Origin of the sequence: Nostoc sp. ChiVER01, assembly GCF_034531155.1 — a bacterium.
In the GTDB taxonomy this organism is placed as follows: domain Bacteria; phylum Cyanobacteriota; class Cyanobacteriia; order Cyanobacteriales; family Nostocaceae; genus Nostoc.
The window spans coordinates 1-21,350 of record NZ_JAVRBS010000031.1; the positions used below are offsets into that span (position 1 = coordinate 1).

Consider the following 21,350-nt stretch of genomic DNA (forward strand, 5'->3'; position numbering starts at 1 on the left):
TACTCTTCAGTTTTATTGGGCAATAAAAATTGTGTAAATATTCCAGTTTTATGTAGAAGTGGAATATTCACTGATGCGATGTATCCTTCGCCAGCATTACGATTGAGCGAATATTTGCTAATAGTGAATATTTAGATAATTCCGCTTTCACCTCTGATTCAAGTAAAAGCAGAACATACGAAGTTTATTTTTTACTATGCCAAAGAATAACAGAAAGGGAAAAGCGGCGGTACTAACTGATGGTGAATACTCCAAAATTCGCCGGCAGATTAGAACTGAGAAGTACAGATTGCTTTTAGACCTGGCGTGGTTTACGGGCGAAAGGTGGGGGGCTTTGGTTCAACTCAAGGTGAGTGATGTTTACAATCGCACTGGTCAGCCCAAGTCAGACATCATTTTCCCGGCGATTATTAGAAAGCACAGACCAGACGGAACAGCCGAAACAACCGAAATTCCAGTGCATCAAATTTTGAAGGAATCCTTAGAGCGATACCAGCCAGAAACAGATAGCGAGTGGCTATTTCCCTCAAGATGTGGAACTAAACCAATTTGCTGGAAGAATGCCTATAACATTTTCATGCGGGCATCGGATAACGCCGGATTTGAGGCTAAGGGAATTTCGACGCATAGCACCAGAAGGAGCATGGTAAACAAATTGCGGCGGGCGGGAATTGCTAAAGAAATCATTCGCACTTTCACCGGACACCGCGACAACAAAGGACTTGACCCTTATTTTGAAATTGAAATGGACGAGCGCCGGGGCGCGATCGCAACTCTATGAACCCCAACCTCCTATTCCTGCAAATTGAAATTTTCTTCGAGCGCTTGCAGAAAGGGGAATATGACCATCCCCTGTATTTAGCTATGGCACTGGAAAATCTCACCAACCAGGCCTGGGATGAAGTTGACCGTGTATACCCAAATTTGTGACAAACTCCCTGGCTGCGAATAGGCTGGAATTTGGTTTGATGCACCTAACCTCATCGGATTTGTTGCGATCGCAGTTCTTGGTATGCGATCGCATTTTTCATTTTTGAGAGATTAATGCTACTCAATTGCAATAATAAATTTGCTTTAAAGCACATTTATTACGATAAATCAATGCTTTCACCCTACTCTGAGAGGCCCGCAGCACAGCTTCTATTTATTGAGAATCTTTGACACTAAATAGTCATTAGGGAATGAGGAGTGGGGAGTATAAATCAGTCATGTCCCTTACCATTCATAAATTTCATCGCCAATTATCTCTGAAACCTCGTCCTTGGAAAATCGGTAGGTCTTTGTTCCTACTTTTAAAATCCCCGCTTCCCCATCAGCAAAGAACTCTTGCCTATCCTCTGGGTCAAGTTCTTCTAAGTCTTGTTCGATTTCTTCAAATAGTTCCTCGTGAGTCTCTAAAAGCTGAATCAACTCTTTTTCTAGTTCTGTACTCATGGCTTGAATATTGGGCATTGGGGAGCAGAGAACGAAAACCAGGCATCGTAATTTCTATGACTCGTCCGGGTGGTCTTCCTCCCAATCGAGTTCTAAGTCAACTCGCATCATTTGAATTATCACTTGCTCAAGCCCCTCGTATAATTCAGCTGCTTTTTCTGGCGACGATACTTTGACGGTCAACTGTACAAGTGTTTTGTCTTCGCTTAGGGTAAGACGGAAGTTATTATTTTTTGGTCTAGTCATTAGGCATTGGGGAATGGGGAGTGGGGAGTGGTACTATTGCCCTGTTACACGGCAATTGAAGTTAATATGGGGCGGACTAGTACAACTTGGGAATCAGGTAGCACTTGGCACAGTGGGGAAACGACCTCAATTCGCGTACCTATCTCGCTAAAAAATCAGATTTTGGATTACGCTAGGTCTGTTGATTTCAAACTGGTCAACGATCAAAGTCAAAACATCCCCGATTCCGGGGATTTTTTGCAGATAATTGACCGCTACATCGCTTGGAGAACCAAGAATTATCGCTCTACACTTCGGAGTGCAAAACCAGATATTACCGCTCGTACCTGGGACGAACTGCGGAAGCTGCAAGACCTACTGCGGAAGTCTCCAGAACTGTTGCAGGACTAAAGCCTTTGCGGCATTCCTGACAAAACCATCTCTGAACTACGGTGTTGTCAGATAATTTATAACTACCGTTTTTAAAGATTAGTGTTTCGTGGTGGCATCTTGGGCATGGTGGGCGTTTCATTCTTCCAGCCTCGGATTAATTTTTCGATTTCACATGGAAGCTTACCATCTGCGATCGCAATTTCCACATCTGCCTTTTTACGCTTGGCGATGACACTATCCACACTACCCAGGTAAAGGCGGTTTTTCTTCCTGCCTACCATCCAGCAGTAGCGGTAATACCAATATCTATTACCAGACCGCTCAACCCAGTATTTCTCTATCCAGTGGGTATCGTGTTGGGGCGCAACTTTTTTAGTAACTTGTGATACTTGCGCCCCAACAGTCTTATACGGATTGTCAGACTCTAAGATTTGCGCCCCAACACTATGTGACTCTTGGGGGGTGAGTTCATCCCAGAACGGATCGTGAACGTAAACAGGAGTATCAACCTTAGTAAAAGCTTGTAAATCAAAAAGTGTAGGTTGGTTCATAATCAGATTGGAAATTAATGGTCGCTGCTTTCACTTTTTATGTGGAAGCAGTTTTTATGTGGAGTAATAGTCGTAGTAAGGAGAAGAACGAGTAATAATTCCAGCTTTGTGTAGTAAACGTTTGTTTTCTGGTTCTTCCCAGTATTCCCAGCGCAAGCAATCAATCAATAAGCCGATACGGTTATCAATTGAGTCTCGTTTATTCCGCAAGAAGACAAGGTTTAAAGCTAAGAAGATTTTTTCAATTGGGTAATAGTAAACTTCACACTTTTCGGGTAATTGAATGTCTACTTTTTGAGCAAGTTGTTTAATTTCGTTTTTGGTTTCATCGGATACATGATTGCTTGACTTAATATCTAATTGCTGCTGCTGACTAGGCTCCTGATGAGCAACAGAACTGTTTTCTTGGGTTTGAGGCAATATTTTGGAACTGTTGATCCTGATTTCGGATCTTTGTTCCACTCGTTTTCTAAGTGGTTCTAACCACTCTAAAGGTTTGATTATTAACTTGAATTCGTGCCAGTTATATTTTTTGATGAGTCTGACTAGTCCGAAATCAAGTAGTCTTTTAAGAAGATTTTTCAGATGTCTTTCGGATAGTGGTTGTCCTGATTGTTTTTCTACCCAAGCATTAAATTCATGCAATGTAATTTCTATTACCTTGCCAGGTTTAGCGTAGTTTATTAACCAGCACCAAAACTGTTGATATGCTGCTTTTATCCGATATTTTAGACAAAGTTCTTGATGTTTCTGCGTCCAGAAATTAGGATTATTTTGGCTATTTTGTGGCATAATTATTATTAGTTAATTATCCGAGAGCCACCACGATCGCTAAATCTCTGGTGGCTTTTTGGTTTTTTTTGGCTACCGCTTTGCGTTCAACCAATGATCGTCGGGGAAGCGGGAGTCTGCTTCAAAATCAGCATTTTCACAGCTGGTAACACCAAAATAAGAAAGCCCGTTTTGTTGACATAAAGCTGTGCCCACATCGCCGGCTCTACCTTGGTCTATGTGCCAGCACAAGGCAACTAGCGCTCGCGTTTCTGGGCTTAGAGCAAGAGCAATGTAAATCGTTTGTCTCTTCATTGGTCATTAGTCATTGGTCATTAGTCATTAGTCATTAGTCAGCCGCGATCGCACTCTCTACAACTTGCGCGATCGCAAAACAAAACCGCCCTTACCACAGCAGGCAGGACGGTTTTATTCAGGTTCTTTGGGATTTTCGAGCGACTGAGCAGCTATGTTATAAAGTTCAGCCTTGATCAGTCTCATTCCTTCTTCAAATGAGTCTGTAAATTTTTTATTGTCATCAAGTCGAGCTTCAAGACGCTGGCGATGAGAACCAACATAGAAATTAAAACCTTGCTCTAATAACTCAAGTCGCTCTATTACTTTTCCAATATGGCTTTCTCCAGCGAGGGAGACGGCTGCCCTAGCGGTATGTCCCCCCTCGCTATCTTCGCTACCAAGTCCGCCCTGCTTAATCCCATCATTTTTGCCCTCGTCTCGAATAGCTCCCAGTCCTTCTGACTCAGGAATAGGGACACGTTCTTCGCATCGTCTGCCAGTTTTTTCGGCCTCGCCATTTTTCTTGCTCATACACGGTAAACCCATTTTACATATAGAAAACTAAATCTCATATAGAAAACTGTTGACAAGAGGTTTTCTATATGATTAACATAACATTAGTTTCTCACATAGAAAACTATTTTTAACTCCCCCACGCCTAACCCTTTGCGTGGCATCACCGGAGCAACTCACCCGCGCCACCTTGCGCGGAAACACCCTTTAATCACCGAAAACCGAGCGCAGTAACGAGTTTACTGAGCGGTGATATTTTGATGTCTGCACACTTACTTTAGAAACCAAATGACAACCACAGTTTTAGAACTGCTTGAAAACCTAAAACACTACCCCGGTGCAACAGAGGTAACTATAAAAGCCGCAGTCGATGATCGGGAATTTGCGATCGTTGATTTCAAGTCTGAAGCCAACGGCTTGAATATTGTCATCGTCAGTAAGCCAGAGGAGGACGAGGAGGAGGAAGTCTAACTATTAAAAGGCGACCACCTACCGTCCTGCGTAAGCGATCGCCAAATGCGTAGTATTTAATAAGGAAATTGTAACAATGAGTAAGCCACTAGGCTATTACACCAATTACACCCCTGGCGAAGAAACCTTACTTGCGACATTGCAGGATAACTATGGTGCAGCATTCGAGAAAATCAGTAAGCGAGAAAAGCTCGTTATTCTGAGCGTTCTAGCGTCACACATTGGCTGTCAGTTAGAAGGTGATTGTCGAGCCGAAATCTTCACTGTTGCCAAACAAATCACCGAACAGCTGACCATCGCTGACCAAGCAGGAATCATGGAGGCGATTATCGGTCAGATTCGCTGGGGTCAAAACTTTGTCGTTTCAGGAGAGCCGCCTATGGAACAATAACAACCACTCCAAGTTTATTACTGTCAATGGATTATAAGGTTCACCAGCGTGGGCTGGCAAAACTCGCGCTGGTGTTTTTTACACTCATTAGGAATTTAATTATGACTTACCGCGACGACCTTAGACCGTGGGCAATTTTCAAGTATCTGCCCACTGGTGAAAATGTTTGTGTGGCTCGACTTCGTACCCGCACCGATGCCGATGCTTACGCAAGTCTTCTTCGTCAAAGTGACGGTAAATTTGAGGTGGTTTTCGACCAACCACAGAGAGTTCAAGGATAGCTGAAAAATGAGATTGCGATCGCGATCCATGAGGAGTGCGATCGCTGACTCAAACACTTCAAACGTGAACAAGTAAAAAATATCACATTTTGAGCAAATGAAAGTAACAACCATCACTTACCAAAGAGTTCTAAATCTTGGGGATTATAATTCGTGCAGGTTAGAGAAAACAGCATGTGCTGATGAGTTTGAAGACCATGAAGAAGCAACACAGACGCTTATAGAAAGTGTTGAGCGCCAAATTCATGACGAGCATATACAGAACCAAATTGATAAAGAAATTGCAGCCCGGAGGAAAAAAATAGTAGCTCTCAAGGCAGAGTATGAAGAGTTCAGTCAACAGGTTGAACTTCTCAAAGCTCAACAAACAAGCGAATCGCTTGCTGAAGACGACCGATTTTAATTAATAGCTCAAATCAGGAAATGTACGAACCTTTAGAAATTAATGATTTTCAACACATTTTATACATTATCAGGGACAACCATAAATCACATAACTCTTTAACTCACAAAGAAGTCCGGGTGTATTTGGATTGTATGGAGCAACTATGGCCAAGGCTTAACATACCTAATTGTGACTATCCACCAACTATGAAGTTTTATCTTTGGGCAATGTCTTGCACGATTTCTCACGAAAAGCGGGCAATGCTAGCGGGCAAATTACTCGATTTAATTTTGTTGCTAAAACAGCCTAATACCAGCCCTTCTGACAACTTTTAACTGAGGTTTTTGGTGAAACTTACATTATGACCAAACATGACACTTGGGTAAAACTCAAACCCGGCAATCCTTGTGAGCCAATTTTAGACTTGTTCCCAGACGGCATGATACCCATGCGTGACCCTTTCCCCCTGGAGCGGACAAACACATCAGAGGGACTTATTTCTCTGTGGATTGTTGATCTGGAGCGCCTTAGCAGTTTTCAAGCTCAAGCCTTAGCCCAAATTATTGCAATTCACCGCAACACCGATCCGCTTGAAGTAGCGCAAGAGGCAGTAACCAAAGGTGGTTTTTCCATTAACAACGAGTGGGTTGAATCAATGAAATGCTGGCGTGAAGGTTTCGAGCGAGCTAGAGAACTTGCTGATTTTTTAGAAACTGCCCCGCCACAAGGAACTCCTGAAGCCACTAAAGCATTCTGGGAATTTCACCAAAGCCAACATGACCGATGGATTGAGGGGAACCAAGAGCCGCGGCCAATTAATTCTATTGTTGATATTCATCCCTCATTGCGTACTCCTGAACTTGAACGATTAATCAAAATGCATCAAGTCGAGAGTGCGATGGGGCAGGGTAATTATTCAGTATTGGACGTTTTAACTGGACGCGCAATGGTTGATTCTCTAAACATTATCGACCCAGAAAATGAATATTCATTAGTTATTGATGATGATTTTGAGGACGATGAAATTTATGAATAATGAAGAAAATTTAAATATCTCTCAACCAGATCCAGCATGGGATTATTACGAAATCTGGCAATCATTGCACATTATCAAAAATAAAATTGATGCCGGAATAAAGCTCATTTCTGGTGAAGAGCAGGCAGATGATGTAACTGACCAAAAACTTAGACAAATACTAGAACCAGCTTCAGAGAAACTGGTTGGCATAATCGAGCAAGACTTAATGGACTACCAAAAAGACTATGAGTAAAACCGCCCGATGAGCCGGACTGACTCGCCGGCGAAACGCGATTGCTTGATTGATCGCGTCGCGGACTGGAGTCCAACCCAGACGTACAGCACATACACACAGCAGCTTAGGGCTTTTACCTTGAATCAAGCTTTTATGGCTTTCCTGTTTTCATAAGCTCGGCTGCTGTGAGTGCGCTGTTTTCTCCCTATGTCGCCGCAGTTTGCGCTGTGGCTTGCCTTGAGAGTGAACTAGGCTGTTGTGGCCTTCGGGTGATTCGCAGGCATGGCATCAGGGACAAGACGAAACCACCCAGAGGAGAACTGAATGATTAAAATTTTGGGGCTTGATGTTAGCAAGTCCTCAGTCTCGGCTTGTCTGCTTACGGAGAAGCCCGAAGACCCACGTCAATTCTACTACGAGTGTCCATTTTTTAAGTTGAGCGCTGATGCAAAAGGAATTCAAGATTTGCTCGCGCTCAATGCGGACATTGCACTGTTAGAACCAACTGGCAACAATTACAGCAAGCTTTGGGGTACTCACTTGGCCCGCGCCGGGGTAGAAGTGCGGCTGGTAGGTCACAAGGAACTAAGGAATTATCGAGCCAATCACTTAGCACTACCTGATAAAGATGATGATGCTGATGCTCTTGCCCTTGCCTGTTACTACTTTGACTACCAAAAAGAACCGCGTCGATTTGTCCAAATTCGCGATCGCACTATTGTTAAAATTCGCGAATTGGTGCTGAGACTTGCTCACCTAAATCGCGTTCAATCACCGATCATGAATCGGGCACGGCAGGATTTAGCGTGGCAGTTTCCAGAAGTGGCGCTAGTAAAGTCCATGCGCGGTGAATCAGGTGAAGCGCCTTTACTTTGGGGTTGGCTTGCTGGAATCCGGAAAAGCAGCCGCTATGACCGTCTCTACTCTCAATCTGTGGGACTGGGCATTACTGACACTGTTCGAGAACACGCGAAACGTGTCTGTGACCTGCAACGTGAGGAGTATGTCATTGAGGCAGAATTACGAGAACTGCTTGCTGATCCACGGTTTGACCATTACCGGACAGTTTTCAAACACTTTGGATTTGGCGATCGCCTCTCGTCGGTGATTATTTCCCAGATTTACCCCATCGAGGGATTTTTACTAGATGGTAAACCAGAGGTGAGAATACGCCAGGGGCGGAATTCAAAAAAGCCTACTAAACGCCACCTTTCGCTGAGAAGATTTCAAAAAGCCCTCGGCGCTGCTCCTTCAATGGAAGCTTCCGGCGATAGCCGCAAAGCTAAAGTGGTAGGCGGTTCAGATTTGTGTCGTAAGTCTCTCTGGCAGTGGGTTTTTACCCGCATTGAACCAAAGCGATCGCGCCTCAAAAATGAAATTGGTAAAACTTTGGGTGAACAGTTAGACGCTGAAAAAGCAGCTGGTCGTCCGGTGAAGCTTGTCAGAAATCGGATTGCAGCCAAAGGAGCGCGGCTGTTATTCAGAGAACTGATTCAAGTCCACGATAAATTGTTAGAGTGAAAACAGACAGTATCTTCTATCGCATCTTCCAAAGTATCCCCAGCACTTTTTTTGAACTGATTAACCAACCGCCCCAACTAGCTAGTGCTTACCAATTTTCTTCAGTCGAAGTCAAACAACTAGCGTTTAGAATCGATGGCGTCTTCCTGCCAAATGCAGCAGAACTACCCATCTATTTTGCCGAAGTGCAATTTCAACCAGACAAAAAATTCTACTCACGTTTATTTACTGAAATCTTTAACTATCTTGACAAAACCGAATTAACCAACAATTGGCGTGGTGTTGTCATCTTCCCCAACCGCAGCGTTGATACTGGAAATACCGAAAGATATATAGAATTACTCAACTCACAACGCGTAACTCGCGTATATCTTGATGAATTAAGCTCAATTGAGGCATCATCAATCGGCATAAAGACAGTTAAACTCATCATTGAACCTGAATCAACTGCGACAACAAGAGCTATCGAAATAGTCAACAGTGCTAGAGAGCAAATTTCAGATGTCGCTACTATTAGGGAAATTATACAATTAATAGAGACGATATTAATCTACAAGTTGCCGCGATTGAGCCAAGAGGAGATCGGAAAAATGTTTGGATTAAATGAGTTAAAGCAAACTAGATTTTACCAAGATGTTTTTGCAGAAGGCAAACAAGAAGGTAAACAAGAAGGCAGACAAGAAGGTAGGCAAGAAGGCAGACAAGAAGGTAGACAAGAAGGTAAGTTAGAAACGATACCCCAGTTATTAGCGTTGGGTTTAAGTATTGAGCAGATAGCTCAAGCGTTAGGTTTGGATGAACAACTTGTTAGGCAAGCTGCCCAATCAAAACCCTAAAACAGGAGGAGATTAAAACAATATTTGGATCAAATGAGTTAAAGCAAACTAGATTTTACCAAGATGTTTTTGCAGAAGGTAAACAAGAAGGGAAATTAGAAAAGATACCCCGGTTATTAGCATTGGGTTTAAGTATTGAGTAGATAGCTCAAGCGTTAGGCTTGAACGAACAAGTTGTTAGGCAAGCTGTACAACCGAAATATTAAAGCAATAGGGTGCGCGAAGGCTTAACAGTGCGTTTAATAGAGACGATATTAATCTAAAAGTTGCTGCGATTTAGCCAGGAGGAGATCGGAAAAATGTTTGAATTAAATGACTTGAGGCAAACTAGATTTTTCCAAGATGTTTTTGAAGAAGGTAAAAAAGAAGGTAAACAAAAAGCTAAGTTAGAAGCGATACCACACTTATTAACATTTGGTTTAAGTATTGAGCAGATAGCTCAAGGGTTAGGCTTGGACAAACAACTTGTTAGGCAAGCTACACAACCAAAATCTTAAAAAAAACTGATATATAGCTGACGGGGTGCAAGACTTTGCACCCCAATATTTTGCTGAGTTTGAATCGGTTATTAAATTAAAATATGACTGCTGAAAATACTCATACTTTCGCACGAATTAACAGCTAGCAGGAATGAATTCAGTACACTAGGTTATTTAACGCCAGTAAGTAAAAAATAATGATTTTGTTTTTACTATTTTTTGTTTATTACATCTGTTACGAGTATAACAAACAGAATAATTGAAAATAATCTTGTAAAACTGTTAGCTATTGTTAATGATTAATTCTTTTTTAATGAAAGTGAATTAAACCAAAAAATATCTTAAGATTGAAAAATAAATATTGATAAGCAGGTGAGACTTTACAAGCATTATCACCTACCTCATGCATGGTAAACAATACAAAAACACCTAGCCGATGACTAACGTACTATGGCTACAAGGTGGTGCTTGTTCAGGCAACACCATGTCATTTCTCAACGCTGAAGAACCGACAGTCTGCGATTTAATTGCCGATTTTGGTATCAATATACTTTGGCATCCTTCCTTGGGATTGGAACTAGGCAACGATTTGCAAACACTGCTACGGAATTGTATTTCTGGCACAATTCCTTTAGATATCCTAGTATTTGAAGGCAGTGTTGTTAACGCCCCCAACGGTACTGGCGAATGGAATCGGTTTGCCGATCGCGCCATGAAAGATTGGTTAGCAGACCTCGCCAAAGTCGCTAAATTTATCGTCGCCGTGGGAGACTGTGCCACATGGGGAGGAATTCCTGCCATGTCACCCAACCCTAGTGAATCGGAAGGTTTACAATTTCTCAAACGTCAAGAAGGCGGTTTTTTAGGTAAAGACTTTGTGTCACAGGCTGGATTACCTGTAATTAATATACCTGGATGTCCCGCCCATCCCGACTGGATTACGCAGATATTAGTTGCGATCGCTACTGGACGCATAGCAGACATTGCTTTCGATGAACTAAATCGTCCCCAAACCTTCTTCAACACTTATACCCAAACTGGTTGTACCCGCAACGTCCACTTTGCCTACAAAGCATCAACCGCCGAATTTGGTCAGCGTAAAGGCTGCCTATTTTACGACTTGGGTTGTCGTGGCCCCATGACTCATTCCTCCTGCAACCGCATCTTATGGAATCGCGTTTCATCTAAAACTCGCGCTGGAATGCCTTGTTTAGGTTGCACAGAACCAGAATTTCCCTTCTTTGACCTTAAACCTGGAACTGTATTCAAAACCCAAACAGTAATGGGAGTTCCCAAAGAATTACCGCCAGGGGTAAAGAAAAAAGACTACGCCATACTCACAATGGTTGCAAAAGATGCAGCACCACCCTGGGCAGAAGAAGACTTTTTTACAGTTTAGTCATTGGTCATTAGTCATTGGTCATTAGTCATTTGTCCTTTGTGATTTGACCAATGACTATAACCTTTCATACTCTCCTCTACCCCTCAACGAGAAATCCAGTATTTCGACCATTTTGCAGGGAGACGAGTGATTAATTACCAATGATAAATGACCAATGAACAAGGACAAATGACCAATGACAAATGACAAAGGACAAATGACAAATGACAATTCAATCATTAGACATTTCGCCCGTTGGTAGAGTTGAAGGCGATTTAGATGTTCGAGTTGATATTGAACATGGAAGAGTAGTCAACGCCTGGACACATGCGGAACTATTTCGCGGATTTGAAGTTATCCTACGCGGTAAAGATCCGCAAGCCGGATTAATTGTCACACCTCGCATTTGCGGTATTTGTGGCGGTTCTCACCTAACTTCTGCATCTTGGGCATTAGATACAGCTTGGGAAACAGAAGTTCCCCGCAATGCAATTTTGGCGAGAAATCTCGGTCAAATTGTCGAGACAATTCAAAGTATTCCCCGCTATTTTTATGGACTGTTTGCTATTGATTTAACAAATAGAAAATACCGCAATAGTCGCTATTATGAGGAAGCTGTTAAACGTTTTGCTGCTTTTACAGGCAAATCTTACGAACTAGGCATAACAATTTCCGCTAAACCAGTAGAAATTTATGCACTGTTGGGCGGACAATGGCCACATTCTAGTTACATGGTTCCTGGTGGCGTCATGTGCGCCCCCACTTTAACAGACATTACTCGCGCTTGGGCGATTCTTGAATACTTCCGCACCAATTGGTTAGAACCAGTATGGTTGGGTTGTTCTCTAGAACGCTATGAACAAATTCAAACTTATGATGACTTTAGAGATTGGTTGGATGAAGACCGAAATCATCGAGATTCTGACTTAGGTTTTTATTGGCGCATGGGTTTAGATATCGGTCTAGATAGATATGGTGCTGGTGTTGGTAAATATGTAACTTGGGGATATTTAGCCCATGAAGATAAATATCAAAAGCCGACTATTGAAGGGCGAAATGCGGCGATGATTATGAAAAGTGGAGTGTACGACAGCTTCGCGGACACTCACGTTTTAATGGATCAGTCATTTACCCGCGAGAATACAACTCACTCCTGGTACGATGAGGGGACAGAGGATATTCACCCTAGCGATCGCACTACTAAACCCACTGCAATTAATACCAAAGACTTCGATAACGCCTACTCTTGGTCGAGTGCAGTCCTTCACAAAGACTTCGGACGTTTGGAAACTGGCCCCTTAGCGCGTCAATTAGTAGCTGGTGGTAAACATGGCGAATCGTGGCAACACTATGACGGCTTTATTCTAGATGTATTCAAAGAGATGGGTGGTGCTAGTATTCATGTGCGTCAACTTGCACGAGTTCACGAACTTGTCAAGTTATATCGGCAAGCAGAACACTGTTTACGCGAATTCAAATTAAACGACCCCTGGTATATCAAACCTACAGAAAAAGATGGACGCGGTTGGGGTGCAACAGAAGCAGCACGCGGTTCTTTGTCTCACTGGGTAGAAGTGGAGGGCGGTAAAATTAAGAATTACCAAGTTATTGCCCCTGGTACTTGGAATATCGGCCCTCGTGACGGTGAAGGTATCCGCGGCCCCATTGAAGAAGCTTTAATTGGGACACCAATTTATGATTCTAGCGACCCTGTGGAAGTTGGTCATGTGGCGCGATCGTTTGATTCATGTTTGGTGTGTACAGTTCACGCCCACGATGCGAAAACTGGTGAAGAGTTAGCGCGTTTTCGGACTGCTTAATTATTTGAGGTGCGTTATTAGTAATTTAACGCACCACAACCTAGTATATGCCTAAATTACTAAATGACTGCCCCACAGACAATTTCATAACGCGCATCCCAATTTGAAAAATTGTAATCTAATTGCTAAGTTAGACAGCAATAATTTTTTAATATTAAAATATTTAGATAGATTAAGTACAATTCTCTAGTAATATTTTTTTCCATTTGATCAATCCACATTAATTCCTGTCTTATACTTGTTCGTAAATCGCTTAGATATTTGTGTAGAGTCAAATCCATACTTAACCTTACTCCAATATCACAAGCCATAACTTTTTCGTAAAAATACCCCCATCTTAAAGCGTTGGGATGAGTTGAAATTTTATTATATGGATTGCCCTTAATTGGATTATCGTACCAAAGATTATAGTTTAAATCTCTTGTAGGTCTCCAAAAGATGCAGTTTCCAATGCTTTATCTCTCCATTTTCGGTTGATACATGTTGGAAGACAATAATAAATTTCATTCCTTTTTTGGATTAATTTAAATTGCCCTTTAGGGTTATGCAACTTCCAATGAAAGTTCTACTAATGGCGATAGTACCCAAAACTACTTACAGAATAACGGTTGTGTTTAGCGGTGACTAATAAATTTTGCAATCCACCAGGGGCTTCAGTCGGTCTAATGCGACATGGTTGTTAGACTTCATCGCCACTCCAGCATTTCTTCAATCGTCAAACCAATATCGCTCGCAATCTGCCGTAGCAATCTTGGTGAGATGTCACGCCCTTTATGAAATGGGACTGTTGTTCCTCGTCCGTCTTCGTGTCGAAACTGTTTGTGTGAGCCTTTCTGACGTACCTCCACAAAGCCAAGGCTCTCCAATATTCGTACAACTTCTTGGGGTTTCAGAATAGGAATATTACTCATGGTCTACTGAACCACAATCTGTTGTATACCTACAAACTCTGTCTCGAATACCAGATCCTCGTCCTCTAGAAGCATCTCAATAACTTCACGCAAATTTTCTTGCAATTCATCCAAGGTTTCACCTTGAGAATGCGCTCCAGGAAAGCCAGGGACATAGCCAACATAGAACTTAGTATCAGGATCTCTTTCAACGATCGCAGTAAAAGTTTTCATATCACAATCATGAACAACGCTCACTTACAGCTTACTGGATCGGTCATCTAACTGAACGTAGGCAGGCGTAGCCCACCGTAGACATCGCCTTTGCACCACTATGGCAACCAGACTAAACTTAGTTTACAGACTTAGTTTAATCTTATGGAAACCGTAAATATTCATCAAGCTAAAACGAATCTCTCAAAGCTTTTGTCACGCGTAGAACTTGGAGAAGAAATCATTATTTCCAACCGAGGTATTCCGATCGCTAAGTTGGTTCCGTTTCGATCCTCATCAAATCGACTCAATAGTTTAGGGCAAGATAAAGGGCGTTTCGTAATACCAGATGATTTCAATGCCCCTTTGCCAGAAGAAATTTTGGCAGCATTTGAGGGCGGTGAAGAGTGAAACTTTTGCTAGATACGCAGTGCTGGTTATGGTGGTTTACCCAACCAGAGCTTTTGAATGAAGCAGCAATCGCCCATATTGCGGATGAAACAAATGAATTGTGGCTCTCAGTTGCCAGCATTTGGGAAATGGGGATAAAAGTTGCGATCGGCAAGTTACCACTGGCAGATCCTCTAGACAGTTATATTTCTAGTCGGATGACGGTGTTGGCAATGCGTAGGCGTAGCCAGCCGTAGGCATCGCTAGAAATTACAGCTTCTCATGCTTTACAAGCGGCTGCATTGCTTTTGCATCACCGAGATCCTTTTGACAGAATGTTGATTGCACAGGCTCAGATAGAAGAAATGACGCTTGTGAGTGCCGATTCGATGTTTAATAAGTACGACATTTCCCTACTTTGGGCAGCCAAACCTTAATGTCTACGGCTGGCTACGCCTACGCATTTGCTACTTCGGAGACTACATTTGCTATTTCGGCGATCGCATTTACTATTTCGGAGACTACATTTGCTACTTCGGCGATCGCTGCTGCTTATTGCGTTCATCCCTAAATAATAGACTGACCTAGACAATCTAGATTGCAATCAGCTACAACGCTGTGTTATGCGCCACGTACAAGTGACTTATCAATACTTACAGTATTTTTACCTACGATTTCTCAATTCTGAAAAATACTAGGGGATTGCCATTCACGATTTTTTCATCCACCTTCGTCATGCCTATTCTTTGTGTTACCTTTTGCGATTCAAGGTTTGGGCGATCGCAGCTTGCTAAAAGATACTGATAGTTAAGTTTATTAAAACAATACTCCAGTATCTTGGTTGCCGCTTCGGTAGCATAGCCCTTTTTGGTTGCTTCAGGCAGCAAAGCATAAACTAATTGGGGCTGTTCTTCATCAAAGAAATCCCACAAACCAACAAATCCAATGATTTCTTGCTCATTTTTAGTCTCAATAAACCATAAACCAAATTTTTTTCTTCAAAATTATTCTGGCTTTATATCACCATTTCTTCAATCTGTTGCAATGGAAAAATTTTGTCATCGCACAGATACTTTCTAACGTATGAGTCAATGAGAATAGTGTGTAGTGTGTTCAATCCACTCTTCAAAATTGGTTTTAACAACAGCCTCTGAGTTTCAAGTATTAAAGTCATTGGTTTAGACCTCACTTCAACTCCAGCATTTTTCAGAACAGAAATATTATACCAATTCGCAATGGGCTTCTCTGCAAGACGCTAAAAGCGTACAGCTTTCTGGCTATGTAAGTTTTCTACTTTTTAGGGGCGCAAGAGATTGCGCCCCTACAATAGGATATTTTTTTAACTGGTAGTCCAAAAGATGCCGAAAGCACAGAGACAAAAAGGTAAAAAGCGAAATATTGAGGTTGGTTAAAACACGATAGTATTAGATCGTTAGAATGTTTGCTGCTATTCGCTGTGCTACATCTTTATTTTGCCAATAACTTCCGTGAGCGTTGCCGCCATTTGCTAAAGCCAAAAACGTTTGTTGAATGGGTGGGGTTTGAGCAAATAAATTCAATAAACCAGAGTCACTAGTGAGAACGTCTTCTACGTTAACGTAAGAACCAGAATCGGGAATTAACTTAGTGATAAGATTTTCTAGCGGCCAAGCAATTGGATCGCCAGGATGTATAAAATTGATCCAAGACAACTCTCGATCTCCTTGGGTAAGGTTCTTCAACAAATTACTTAAACCAGGGCTGATGTCATGAGTACTTTCATCATTAGCGTTTCTACCATTGATAGTAATTAAGCTAAACAAGGCGATGGGAGAACCCATAGTCTGAATGCTAGCTAGTCGGATACCTGTTGTAGGGTTGTCTCCAACGCCATAAAGCTTATCTCGAATATCCTTTACACTCTGATAGCCAGGAATTTCCTGATTATCCCAACGGCTGGCAAACAGAATATCAAACAGTATGATTGTCCCCCAACTATGAGTCACCAAATGTAGGCGATCGTCCTGTTTATACTTTTCTAAGCCTTTAAATGTTTGGTTTTTGAGTTGTTCAGCCGCCATTGATCCAATTAGGCGACTGATGTACAGTCCTCCATCCCCGACAAATTGCAATATTTGCTTCTGGCGAAAATCCTGAAACCAGAGTTGGTTCCACTTAGACGAGCCTTTCAGGTTTGTTAGTAGTTCATTCAAGGCGCTTTCGTTGACATCACCCCAGTAAAGAGGTACTTTGATGCATTCACGATTACGATCTTTCTGCCGGACTACCTCAACAATCAAGTTAAACAACTTATTGGCATAGGTGTAATTCTGGTTCCTTTCGTTTTCTTTCGATTCCCGTACATTTACGCCATGCAGAAATAAAATATAATCTTTTCCCATAGCTAACTTTGCCTTCCTTAAACTAATTAATCAAAACGGGTGATAATATTCTTAAGATTCTCATGAGAAATACAACTTGAATACATCTGTAAATATTCTTTAAAATATATCCTTGTAATTGTCGTTTTCTCGTTAATCGACAATTATTTCAATATGAAGAGCATCATCGCTCTACTTTAGGATGATTTTTGCTTTAGATATCTAATAATCTAACTATTTATTCAACAGTCGTAGCGTAACACACCAAAACTTCTAGAAACGATGCGTTAGGCTGGCGTTAATGCATTTGCATAAAACAGCAATTTACACGGTAAGCTTGTGTCTGATTTAGCGCTACATAATTATCTTCCTCGCGTTCCCGATGCAGCATTGCAAGAATACATAGAATGGTGTGTTTTAGAGCAGGCTCAAGCCGCAGAATGTAACTTTACTCCCGATAGAAGTAAGTTAGATAATTTGCCACCAGAAGACTACGTTCCTAAACTTGTCGAGCAGTTCATGAAAGTTAAACCAGACCCAATTAAAGCCGGATTGGTAGCTGCGATCGCTGGTAAAGAAGCTGACAAACATGCTTTATCCGGTTTAGCGATCGCTGCTGATTTTGTATCTCTTTATGTCAAGTATTTAATTCCTAAAGAAGGAAGTACTAAAGAACAGGCTGAAGAGATATTAACTCAAGCATCACAACATCAGTATGAGAAACTAACTGAAGTTGCCAAGAAACATGGTGTAGATTTATAGCTTCCTGCTGATAAATTATTTTTCAGAGGCTTTGTCTGTCCCATCAGTCAAAGCCTCATATTTTGCAGATTATGGTAAAAACTCAAAGTAATCACAATCACCAGAAGCTTGATGGTGACTTGTTCTTAATCTTATACCTTTTACTATGACCTTAAGGTTTAAAGTAGGTTTCACTGCATTTATAGATACAGTGCAGCTTATTATTTTATAATTGAGGAAACATATTATTAGTTTATAGTTAAATGGACAAAATTATAGTTAACTCTCAAATTCATTTCGGTAAACCTTGCATCGCAGGCACACGCATCACTGTACAAAGCATTCTTGAACTGCTCAATGAAGGACTTTCATTTGAAGAAATTATCCGAGACTACTATCCAGACTTACAAATTGAAGATATTCGTGCCTGCTTAGGATATGCGATCGCGCTAGTGGCAGCTGAAGACATACGCCTAGTATCTATTTGAGCATGAGATTATTACTAGATCAAGATGTGTATGCGGTAACAGCAAGATTTCTAGTTGATACCGGACATGATGTAGTTCTTGTTGCTCAGATTGATCTTTCGCAAGCAAGTGATGAAGAAATACTTAGAACAGCACAGGAACAGAACCGTATTCTCATCACGCGAGATAGAGACTACGGAAATCTTGTTTTTGTTAGAGCAATGGGATCTGGAGTAATTTATCTCCGAATCCTACCTACAACTGTGAATAAAGTTCATAACGAACTGGTACGAGTTATAGAAACTTACTCGGAAGTTGAATTGATAGGCGCATTTGTAGTTGTACAAGCAGATGGACACAGGTTTAGAAAAGTATCTTTGTAAAAGCTTAAACAATTAAATCTCATCCCATGCTAACTATTATTGGTTGTGGCAATCTAAATCGCAGTGATGACGCAGTAGGCGTAATCATTGCCCAACGCTTACAAAAATATCTAGCTGAAAATCCTCATCTTCATGTGCGAGTATATGACTGTGGCACCGCAGGCATGGAAGTAATGTTTCAAGCTAGAGGTAGTAAAGAATTAATAATTATTGATGCAAGTTCAACAGGTTCTGAACCTGGTGCTGTGTTTAAAGTTCCAGGAAAAGAACTGGAAGCAATGCCCGAACCTAGTTATAACTTGCACGATTTTCGTTGGGATAATGCTTTAGTCGCCGGACGGAAAATCTTTGAAAATGACTTTCCCCAAGAGGTAACAGTTTATTTAATTGAGGCGGCAAATCTTGGTTTTGGACTGGAGTTAAGTCCTGCTATCAAACATTCTGCTGATTTAGTTTTTGAAGAGGTAGCTGCACTCATCAGCCAAAATAATGAGCAGAAATTTTAAACTCCTAACTTTTGTACAAACGCGATTCATCGCGTCTCTCTTCTCTTATGCCCAATCCCGATAAACAGACAATTCATCTACCCTCATTTCAAAAGGTACGCCTTGACTCTCTGGCGGACAAACACGGATTTTAGCACTGCTAACAATTCCATATAATAATGTCCCCATTGGCACGATTTTTTGCAAAATACGCCAATTAGTAACTTGATCGGGACATTCAATAACTAATGTTAGAGCATTGGCATGGGTTGTGACATACCACCGACAAGTAGACAGAAGATTTTGAATCGTGCGATCGCAAGCGTCATAAAAGTATCTACTAATAGAATACTCTAGTTGCTGCCGTAGTATAATGTCCGCAGATGTCGGTTGCATAGGATGCGAGTCATCACCATTTAAGTAATACATCTTTCTAGGCATATCTCTTTAGCTTCCTGTTTATATTCCAATCACCATTCCATAAAGTACATCTTTATTTGTTTCTAATAATTCTTGGGTTTCGTCATCATAATAAGCACCAATCCCACTACACTGAATTCCCAAATAATTACTAATTAAATAAAGCCTCTGTCCGAGAAAACCAGCTATTTGCATAGCAGTTTGATAGTTTAAATAATCTGACACAAAAAATAAAGTTACAGCGCTATCTTTAGCAATAGCTTGATTAATACATAAGTAACCTGTCTTTTCACTAAAGTTACCCGCTTTAACCAGATACGTACCTTTATATAATCCAGGTGTCATTCCCTCTACTCGATGCACCACTAAGTAAATTTCTATTTCTTCATAATTTTCTGTCGGTATTGACTGCTGAAGTTGTTGTACTACATATAAATAATCTTCTTGAGAAATAGACTCTTTCCGGAAACGTCTAATAGAACGTCTATTCCAAACTGTTTGAGAAAATTTATCCTTGTCGAAGTTAAATTGAGGATACTCTAATTTCTGCTGACGACTATTTTGTAGAGCAGTTGCTTGATAGGCATCTTCAATAAATTGATTAGATTCAAAATAATCAGTACCACAGACAAAAGGAACTTTCAGCCTTAAACGTCTAATTTCCTTGTCTTGTATTTCTCCTGACACCGCACAAGCCGTGATAAACTCCTTATTCTCGAATCCCAAATCGGAATTGAGAGTAAGTTTATCAAAATCGAAAATTAGTTGTATATCTCGGTTGTGGAGAAAAGCTGAAGCTGCGATCGCACCTAAATGGTGTCCGCTATCTAAGAAGCAATATCTTATGCTTCTATTTTGATATTTCCAGCTAGACCTATAATAAACACAACTAATTAAAAAGATGAATCCGTTGATACATTTACCCGGTATAATATAATTCTCCAATCCATCATTAATTAATTCATAGATGAGAGTTAGACAATTATTCTCAACTTCTAGATGGTATATACCATTGACTATTCCCTCAATCCCACGAACCTGTACGTAAACTTCCGTAGGATACAGAGCGCCTGCTGATGGATTCACCCGCAGTTTATAAGGGCCATCTTTATATACTTTTTCTAGTGTTATCGCACTGGTTAATGAGATAAAACCATGAACAGGATTATTGAGATTTAATTTCACTCTCCGATAAAACTTGGGATAAACTTTAAATGAAGATGGCTGTGTTGAACCATCTACATAATTTGGATCAAGTTGTACCGATAAGTAAGAATGCTTGGTAGCGTCATGATAAGTTTTGCCCGATATTTGATTTTGTGGCATTTTTAAGTATCCTTAAAACTTCTACGTTACTAGCAAAATCTATCGCTTTATAATCGTCTAAGTTTTTTAAATATAAATTAGGATTATGTTGTAAAAGTAATTTGACAACTTCTGTCTTTCCGGCTGATGCTGCATACATTAAAACGGTTGCACCGTTATCATTTTGATTGTCAATGTTAATGTTTGCAGCCAACAGTAAATTAATTAAATCGTAGTGATTACCAAAACAAGCAAACCACAAAGCATTGTTGCGATCGCTATTTCGAGCATTGATATCCACACCTGTATCAACTAACTCTTTGACGACTGCATACACCCCTTCTCTTGTAGCTTTCATCAAAGCTGTATCACCATTTTCACCCGGCTGATTTAAATCGCTAGGGTTATAGCCTTTTGCTATTAGCCATTTGGTTGTGACTTCACTCAAATCTTGTCTGTTTAATTGACTCATAATTATTTTTTCAACATCATACAATTAAGTATTCTCTAAGCAATTTTATGCTTGGAAAACTTAATGGTGGGCATTACCCACCATTACTTTAAAATCTTATACGAGTAGCTAAAGTATTGTTGTTTGCCAAAGCAACTTTGCTAGGTATTTAGAAGTTTGATAAGACGAAAAAACATTTCCCCACCTCCTACTCTCCGCCCTCATCCAGCAATTTGATTTTGA

At 40.9% G+C, this 21,350-nt stretch carries 36 protein-coding genes; 22 read left to right on the plus strand and 14 right to left on the minus strand.

The window, feature by feature from the left end; genetic code table 11:
- Positions 1–196: 196 nt before the first annotated feature.
- Entirely contained in the window at positions 197–781 is a 585-nt protein-coding gene (locus RMY00_RS29190; RefSeq protein ID WP_322650884.1) for a site-specific integrase, read from the plus strand.
- Between the two features lie 434 nt (positions 782–1,215).
- On the opposite strand, the gene RMY00_RS29195 is transcribed toward RMY00_RS29190, so the two are convergent.
- Both RMY00_RS29195 and RMY00_RS29200 read right to left on the minus strand, forming a co-directional pair.
- Positions 1,216–1,434: a hypothetical protein gene (locus tag RMY00_RS29195; RefSeq protein ID WP_322650885.1), complete on the minus strand. Its 219-nt coding sequence runs from the start codon at positions 1,432–1,434 to the stop codon at positions 1,216–1,218.
- 54 nt (positions 1,435–1,488) lie between these two features.
- Complete coding sequence (locus RMY00_RS29200) at positions 1,489–1,680, minus strand: hypothetical protein (RefSeq protein WP_322650886.1); 192 nt, start codon at positions 1,678–1,680, stop codon at positions 1,489–1,491.
- 27 nt (positions 1,681–1,707) lie between these two features.
- Here RMY00_RS29200 and RMY00_RS29205 point away from each other — a divergent pair, with 27 nt between their 5' ends.
- Positions 1,708–2,070, plus strand: coding sequence for a hypothetical protein (locus RMY00_RS29205; protein WP_322650887.1), 363 nt, complete (start codon positions 1,708–1,710; stop codon positions 2,068–2,070).
- Between the two features lie 71 nt (positions 2,071–2,141).
- Here RMY00_RS29205 and RMY00_RS29210 read toward each other — a convergent pair whose 3' ends face one another.
- From RMY00_RS29210 to RMY00_RS29225, 4 genes are all read right to left on the minus strand, one after another.
- Positions 2,142–2,603, minus strand: a complete 462-nt coding sequence (locus RMY00_RS29210; RefSeq protein ID WP_322650888.1) for a DUF4102 domain-containing protein — start codon at positions 2,601–2,603, stop codon at positions 2,142–2,144.
- Positions 2,604–2,657: 54 nt separating this feature from the next.
- Positions 2,658–3,395 carry a hypothetical protein gene (locus RMY00_RS29215; protein ID WP_322650889.1) on the minus strand — a complete coding sequence of 246 codons (738 nt, stop codon included), beginning with the start codon at positions 3,393–3,395 and terminating at the stop codon, positions 2,658–2,660.
- A gap of 72 nt (positions 3,396–3,467) precedes the next feature.
- Positions 3,468–3,689: a hypothetical protein gene (locus tag RMY00_RS29220; RefSeq protein ID WP_322650890.1), complete on the minus strand. Its 222-nt coding sequence runs from the start codon at positions 3,687–3,689 to the stop codon at positions 3,468–3,470.
- A 114-nt stretch (positions 3,690–3,803) separates the two neighbouring features.
- Entirely contained in the window at positions 3,804–4,202 is a 399-nt protein-coding gene (locus tag RMY00_RS29225) for a hypothetical protein (protein ID WP_322650891.1), read from the minus strand.
- 270 nt (positions 4,203–4,472) lie between these two features.
- On the opposite strand from RMY00_RS29225, the gene RMY00_RS29230 reads away from it, so the two are divergent.
- The 12 genes from RMY00_RS29230 to RMY00_RS29285 all read left to right on the plus strand — a co-directional run bounded on the left by RMY00_RS29230 (position 4,473) and on the right by RMY00_RS29285 (position 13,002).
- Positions 4,473–4,655: a hypothetical protein gene (locus RMY00_RS29230; RefSeq protein WP_322650892.1), complete on the plus strand. Its 183-nt coding sequence runs from the start codon at positions 4,473–4,475 to the stop codon at positions 4,653–4,655.
- 76 nt (positions 4,656–4,731) lie between these two features.
- The gene (locus RMY00_RS29235) at positions 4,732–5,046 is read left to right on the plus strand and encodes a hypothetical protein (protein ID WP_322650893.1); all 315 of its coding nucleotides are present in this window, start codon (positions 4,732–4,734) and stop codon (positions 5,044–5,046) included.
- A 101-nt stretch (positions 5,047–5,147) separates the two neighbouring features.
- Positions 5,148–5,327, plus strand: coding sequence for a hypothetical protein (locus RMY00_RS29240; RefSeq protein WP_322650894.1), 180 nt, complete (start codon positions 5,148–5,150; stop codon positions 5,325–5,327).
- Between the two features lie 97 nt (positions 5,328–5,424).
- A complete protein-coding gene (locus RMY00_RS29245) occupies positions 5,425–5,730 on the plus strand; it encodes a hypothetical protein (protein ID WP_322650895.1) in 306 nt (101 codons plus the stop codon).
- 20 nt (positions 5,731–5,750) lie between these two features.
- Positions 5,751–6,047 carry a hypothetical protein gene (locus tag RMY00_RS29250; RefSeq protein ID WP_322650896.1) on the plus strand — a complete coding sequence of 99 codons (297 nt, stop codon included), beginning with the start codon at positions 5,751–5,753 and terminating at the stop codon, positions 6,045–6,047.
- A gap of 26 nt (positions 6,048–6,073) precedes the next feature.
- The gene (locus RMY00_RS29255; protein ID WP_322650897.1) at positions 6,074–6,748 is read left to right on the plus strand and encodes a hypothetical protein; all 675 of its coding nucleotides are present in this window, start codon (positions 6,074–6,076) and stop codon (positions 6,746–6,748) included.
- The gene (locus RMY00_RS29260; protein WP_322650898.1) at positions 6,741–6,983 is read left to right on the plus strand and encodes a hypothetical protein; all 243 of its coding nucleotides are present in this window, start codon (positions 6,741–6,743) and stop codon (positions 6,981–6,983) included. The genes RMY00_RS29255 and RMY00_RS29260 overlap by 8 nt, the downstream gene beginning before the upstream one ends.
- 306 nt (positions 6,984–7,289) lie before the next feature.
- Positions 7,290–8,486 carry an IS110 family transposase gene (locus RMY00_RS29265; protein WP_322650899.1) on the plus strand — a complete coding sequence of 399 codons (1,197 nt, stop codon included), beginning with the start codon at positions 7,290–7,292 and terminating at the stop codon, positions 8,484–8,486.
- A complete protein-coding gene (locus tag RMY00_RS29270; RefSeq protein WP_322650900.1) occupies positions 8,483–9,322 on the plus strand; it encodes an Rpn family recombination-promoting nuclease/putative transposase in 840 nt (279 codons plus the stop codon). Before RMY00_RS29265 ends, RMY00_RS29270 begins: the two co-directional genes overlap by 4 nt.
- A gap of 299 nt (positions 9,323–9,621) precedes the next feature.
- The gene (locus tag RMY00_RS29275; protein WP_322650901.1) at positions 9,622–9,819 is read left to right on the plus strand and encodes a hypothetical protein; all 198 of its coding nucleotides are present in this window, start codon (positions 9,622–9,624) and stop codon (positions 9,817–9,819) included.
- A 418-nt stretch (positions 9,820–10,237) separates the two neighbouring features.
- On the plus strand, positions 10,238–11,200 hold the full coding sequence (locus tag RMY00_RS29280; RefSeq protein ID WP_322650902.1) for a hydrogenase small subunit: 963 nt from the start codon (positions 10,238–10,240) through the stop codon (positions 11,198–11,200).
- A gap of 206 nt (positions 11,201–11,406) precedes the next feature.
- Positions 11,407–13,002, plus strand: coding sequence for a nickel-dependent hydrogenase large subunit (locus RMY00_RS29285; protein ID WP_322650903.1), 1,596 nt, complete (start codon positions 11,407–11,409; stop codon positions 13,000–13,002).
- Positions 13,003–13,688: 686 nt separating this feature from the next.
- Here RMY00_RS29285 and RMY00_RS29290 read toward each other — a convergent pair.
- Entirely contained in the window at positions 13,689–13,913 is a 225-nt protein-coding gene (locus RMY00_RS29290; RefSeq protein ID WP_190730944.1) for a type II toxin-antitoxin system HicA family toxin, read from the minus strand.
- A 3-nt stretch (positions 13,914–13,916) separates the two neighbouring features.
- Entirely contained in the window at positions 13,917–14,126 is a 210-nt protein-coding gene (locus tag RMY00_RS29295; RefSeq protein ID WP_190730943.1) for a type II toxin-antitoxin system HicB family antitoxin, read from the minus strand.
- A gap of 144 nt (positions 14,127–14,270) precedes the next feature.
- Here RMY00_RS29295 and RMY00_RS29300 point away from each other — a divergent pair, with 144 nt between their 5' ends.
- Genes RMY00_RS29300 through RMY00_RS29315 form a run of 4 tightly spaced genes read left to right on the plus strand, consistent with a single transcriptional unit; the run spans position 14,271 to position 15,066 of the window.
- Positions 14,271–14,516 (plus strand): type II toxin-antitoxin system Phd/YefM family antitoxin, encoded by a 246-nt coding sequence (locus RMY00_RS29300; RefSeq protein WP_322650904.1) that lies wholly within the window; start codon positions 14,271–14,273, stop codon positions 14,514–14,516.
- Complete coding sequence (locus RMY00_RS29305) at positions 14,513–14,752, plus strand: hypothetical protein (protein WP_322650905.1); 240 nt, start codon at positions 14,513–14,515, stop codon at positions 14,750–14,752. Before RMY00_RS29300 ends, RMY00_RS29305 begins: the two co-directional genes overlap by 4 nt.
- Before the next feature lie 12 nt (positions 14,753–14,764).
- The gene (locus RMY00_RS29310; RefSeq protein ID WP_322650965.1) at positions 14,765–14,932 is read left to right on the plus strand and encodes a PIN domain-containing protein; all 168 of its coding nucleotides are present in this window, start codon (positions 14,765–14,767) and stop codon (positions 14,930–14,932) included.
- The gene (locus RMY00_RS29315) at positions 14,932–15,066 is read left to right on the plus strand and encodes a hypothetical protein (protein ID WP_322650906.1); all 135 of its coding nucleotides are present in this window, start codon (positions 14,932–14,934) and stop codon (positions 15,064–15,066) included. Before RMY00_RS29310 ends, RMY00_RS29315 begins: the two co-directional genes overlap by 1 nt.
- Positions 15,067–15,163: 97 nt before the next feature.
- Here the strand turns inward: RMY00_RS29315 and RMY00_RS29320 are convergent, their stop codons facing one another.
- The 3 genes from RMY00_RS29320 to RMY00_RS29330 form a co-directional block, all read right to left on the minus strand.
- Positions 15,164–15,427 carry a GNAT family N-acetyltransferase gene (locus RMY00_RS29320; RefSeq protein ID WP_322650907.1) on the minus strand — a complete coding sequence of 88 codons (264 nt, stop codon included), beginning with the start codon at positions 15,425–15,427 and terminating at the stop codon, positions 15,164–15,166.
- Between the two features lie 83 nt (positions 15,428–15,510).
- Entirely contained in the window at positions 15,511–15,669 is a 159-nt protein-coding gene (locus RMY00_RS29325) for a hypothetical protein (RefSeq protein ID WP_322650908.1), read from the minus strand.
- Positions 15,670–15,919: 250 nt separating this feature from the next.
- Complete coding sequence (locus RMY00_RS29330) at positions 15,920–16,876, minus strand: hypothetical protein (RefSeq protein WP_322650909.1); 957 nt, start codon at positions 16,874–16,876, stop codon at positions 15,920–15,922.
- A gap of 318 nt (positions 16,877–17,194) precedes the next feature.
- On the opposite strand from RMY00_RS29330, the gene RMY00_RS29335 reads away from it, so the two are divergent.
- From RMY00_RS29335 to RMY00_RS29350, 4 genes are all read left to right on the plus strand, one after another.
- Entirely contained in the window at positions 17,195–17,617 is a 423-nt protein-coding gene (locus tag RMY00_RS29335; protein WP_114083647.1) for a hypothetical protein, read from the plus strand.
- Between the two features lie 242 nt (positions 17,618–17,859).
- A complete protein-coding gene (locus RMY00_RS29340) occupies positions 17,860–18,084 on the plus strand; it encodes a DUF433 domain-containing protein (RefSeq protein ID WP_322650910.1) in 225 nt (74 codons plus the stop codon).
- Positions 18,085–18,086: 2 nt separating this feature from the next.
- Positions 18,087–18,446: a DUF5615 family PIN-like protein gene (locus RMY00_RS29345; protein ID WP_322650911.1), complete on the plus strand. Its 360-nt coding sequence runs from the start codon at positions 18,087–18,089 to the stop codon at positions 18,444–18,446.
- A 26-nt stretch (positions 18,447–18,472) separates the two neighbouring features.
- Positions 18,473–18,952 carry a hydrogenase maturation protease gene (locus tag RMY00_RS29350; RefSeq protein ID WP_322650912.1) on the plus strand — a complete coding sequence of 160 codons (480 nt, stop codon included), beginning with the start codon at positions 18,473–18,475 and terminating at the stop codon, positions 18,950–18,952.
- A 45-nt stretch (positions 18,953–18,997) separates the two neighbouring features.
- Here RMY00_RS29350 and RMY00_RS29355 read toward each other — a convergent pair whose 3' ends face one another.
- Genes RMY00_RS29355 through RMY00_RS29365 form a run of 3 tightly spaced genes read right to left on the minus strand, consistent with a single transcriptional unit; the run spans position 18,998 to position 21,128 of the window.
- Complete coding sequence (locus RMY00_RS29355; protein ID WP_322650913.1) at positions 18,998–19,372, minus strand: hypothetical protein; 375 nt, start codon at positions 19,370–19,372, stop codon at positions 18,998–19,000.
- Between the two features lie 18 nt (positions 19,373–19,390).
- Positions 19,391–20,677 (minus strand): SagB/ThcOx family dehydrogenase, encoded by a 1,287-nt coding sequence (locus RMY00_RS29360; RefSeq protein ID WP_322650914.1) that lies wholly within the window; start codon positions 20,675–20,677, stop codon positions 19,391–19,393.
- Positions 20,640–21,128: an ankyrin repeat domain-containing protein gene (locus RMY00_RS29365; RefSeq protein ID WP_322650915.1), complete on the minus strand. Its 489-nt coding sequence runs from the start codon at positions 21,126–21,128 to the stop codon at positions 20,640–20,642. The genes RMY00_RS29360 and RMY00_RS29365 overlap by 38 nt, the downstream gene beginning before the upstream one ends.
- Positions 21,129–21,350: the final 222 nt, after the last annotated feature.

Excerpts from the sequence above, each read along its gene's own strand:
- RMY00_RS29190 (WP_322650884.1), top strand. The coding sequence starts at position 197 with ATGCCAAAGAATAACAGAAAGGGAAAAGCGGCGGTACTAACTGATGGT.
- RMY00_RS29235 (WP_322650893.1), top strand. The coding sequence starts at position 4,732 with ATGAGTAAGCCACTAGGCTATTACACCAATTACACCCCTGGCGAAGAA.
- RMY00_RS29200 (WP_322650886.1), bottom strand. The coding sequence starts at position 1,680 with ATGACTAGACCAAAAAATAATAACTTCCGTCTTACCCTAAGCGAAGAC.
- RMY00_RS29265 (WP_322650899.1), top strand. The coding sequence starts at position 7,290 with ATGATTAAAATTTTGGGGCTTGATGTTAGCAAGTCCTCAGTCTCGGCT.
- RMY00_RS29250 (WP_322650896.1), top strand. The coding sequence starts at position 5,751 with ATGTACGAACCTTTAGAAATTAATGATTTTCAACACATTTTATACATT.
- RMY00_RS29215 (WP_322650889.1), bottom strand. The coding sequence starts at position 3,395 with ATGCCACAAAATAGCCAAAATAATCCTAATTTCTGGACGCAGAAACAT.
- RMY00_RS29350 (WP_322650912.1), top strand. The coding sequence starts at position 18,473 with ATGCTAACTATTATTGGTTGTGGCAATCTAAATCGCAGTGATGACGCA.
- RMY00_RS29260 (WP_322650898.1), top strand. The coding sequence starts at position 6,741 with ATGAATAATGAAGAAAATTTAAATATCTCTCAACCAGATCCAGCATGG.
- RMY00_RS29285 (WP_322650903.1), top strand. The coding sequence starts at position 11,407 with ATGACAATTCAATCATTAGACATTTCGCCCGTTGGTAGAGTTGAAGGC.
- RMY00_RS29240 (WP_322650894.1), top strand. The coding sequence starts at position 5,148 with ATGACTTACCGCGACGACCTTAGACCGTGGGCAATTTTCAAGTATCTG.
- RMY00_RS29325 (WP_322650908.1), bottom strand. The coding sequence starts at position 15,669 with ATGACTTTAATACTTGAAACTCAGAGGCTGTTGTTAAAACCAATTTTG.
- RMY00_RS29295 (WP_190730943.1), bottom strand. The coding sequence starts at position 14,126 with ATGAAAACTTTTACTGCGATCGTTGAAAGAGATCCTGATACTAAGTTC.
- RMY00_RS29345 (WP_322650911.1), top strand. The coding sequence starts at position 18,087 with ATGAGATTATTACTAGATCAAGATGTGTATGCGGTAACAGCAAGATTT.
- RMY00_RS29300 (WP_322650904.1), top strand. The coding sequence starts at position 14,271 with ATGGAAACCGTAAATATTCATCAAGCTAAAACGAATCTCTCAAAGCTT.
- RMY00_RS29255 (WP_322650897.1), top strand. The coding sequence starts at position 6,074 with ATGACCAAACATGACACTTGGGTAAAACTCAAACCCGGCAATCCTTGT.
- RMY00_RS29225 (WP_322650891.1), bottom strand. The coding sequence starts at position 4,202 with ATGAGCAAGAAAAATGGCGAGGCCGAAAAAACTGGCAGACGATGCGAA.
- RMY00_RS29195 (WP_322650885.1), bottom strand. The coding sequence starts at position 1,434 with ATGAGTACAGAACTAGAAAAAGAGTTGATTCAGCTTTTAGAGACTCAC.
- RMY00_RS29360 (WP_322650914.1), bottom strand. The coding sequence starts at position 20,677 with ATGCCACAAAATCAAATATCGGGCAAAACTTATCATGACGCTACCAAG.
- RMY00_RS29275 (WP_322650901.1), top strand. The coding sequence starts at position 9,622 with ATGTTTGAATTAAATGACTTGAGGCAAACTAGATTTTTCCAAGATGTT.
- RMY00_RS29355 (WP_322650913.1), bottom strand. The coding sequence starts at position 19,372 with ATGCCTAGAAAGATGTATTACTTAAATGGTGATGACTCGCATCCTATG.
- RMY00_RS29245 (WP_322650895.1), top strand. The coding sequence starts at position 5,425 with ATGAAAGTAACAACCATCACTTACCAAAGAGTTCTAAATCTTGGGGAT.
- RMY00_RS29290 (WP_190730944.1), bottom strand. The coding sequence starts at position 13,913 with ATGAGTAATATTCCTATTCTGAAACCCCAAGAAGTTGTACGAATATTG.
- RMY00_RS29210 (WP_322650888.1), bottom strand. The coding sequence starts at position 2,603 with ATGAACCAACCTACACTTTTTGATTTACAAGCTTTTACTAAGGTTGAT.
- RMY00_RS29365 (WP_322650915.1), bottom strand. The coding sequence starts at position 21,128 with ATGAGTCAATTAAACAGACAAGATTTGAGTGAAGTCACAACCAAATGG.
- RMY00_RS29330 (WP_322650909.1), bottom strand. The coding sequence starts at position 16,876 with ATGGGAAAAGATTATATTTTATTTCTGCATGGCGTAAATGTACGGGAA.
- RMY00_RS29230 (WP_322650892.1), top strand. The coding sequence starts at position 4,473 with ATGACAACCACAGTTTTAGAACTGCTTGAAAACCTAAAACACTACCCC.
- RMY00_RS29280 (WP_322650902.1), top strand. The coding sequence starts at position 10,238 with ATGACTAACGTACTATGGCTACAAGGTGGTGCTTGTTCAGGCAACACC.
- RMY00_RS29315 (WP_322650906.1), top strand. The coding sequence starts at position 14,932 with ATGTCTACGGCTGGCTACGCCTACGCATTTGCTACTTCGGAGACTACA.
- RMY00_RS29220 (WP_322650890.1), bottom strand. The coding sequence starts at position 3,689 with ATGAAGAGACAAACGATTTACATTGCTCTTGCTCTAAGCCCAGAAACG.
- RMY00_RS29340 (WP_322650910.1), top strand. The coding sequence starts at position 17,860 with ATGGACAAAATTATAGTTAACTCTCAAATTCATTTCGGTAAACCTTGC.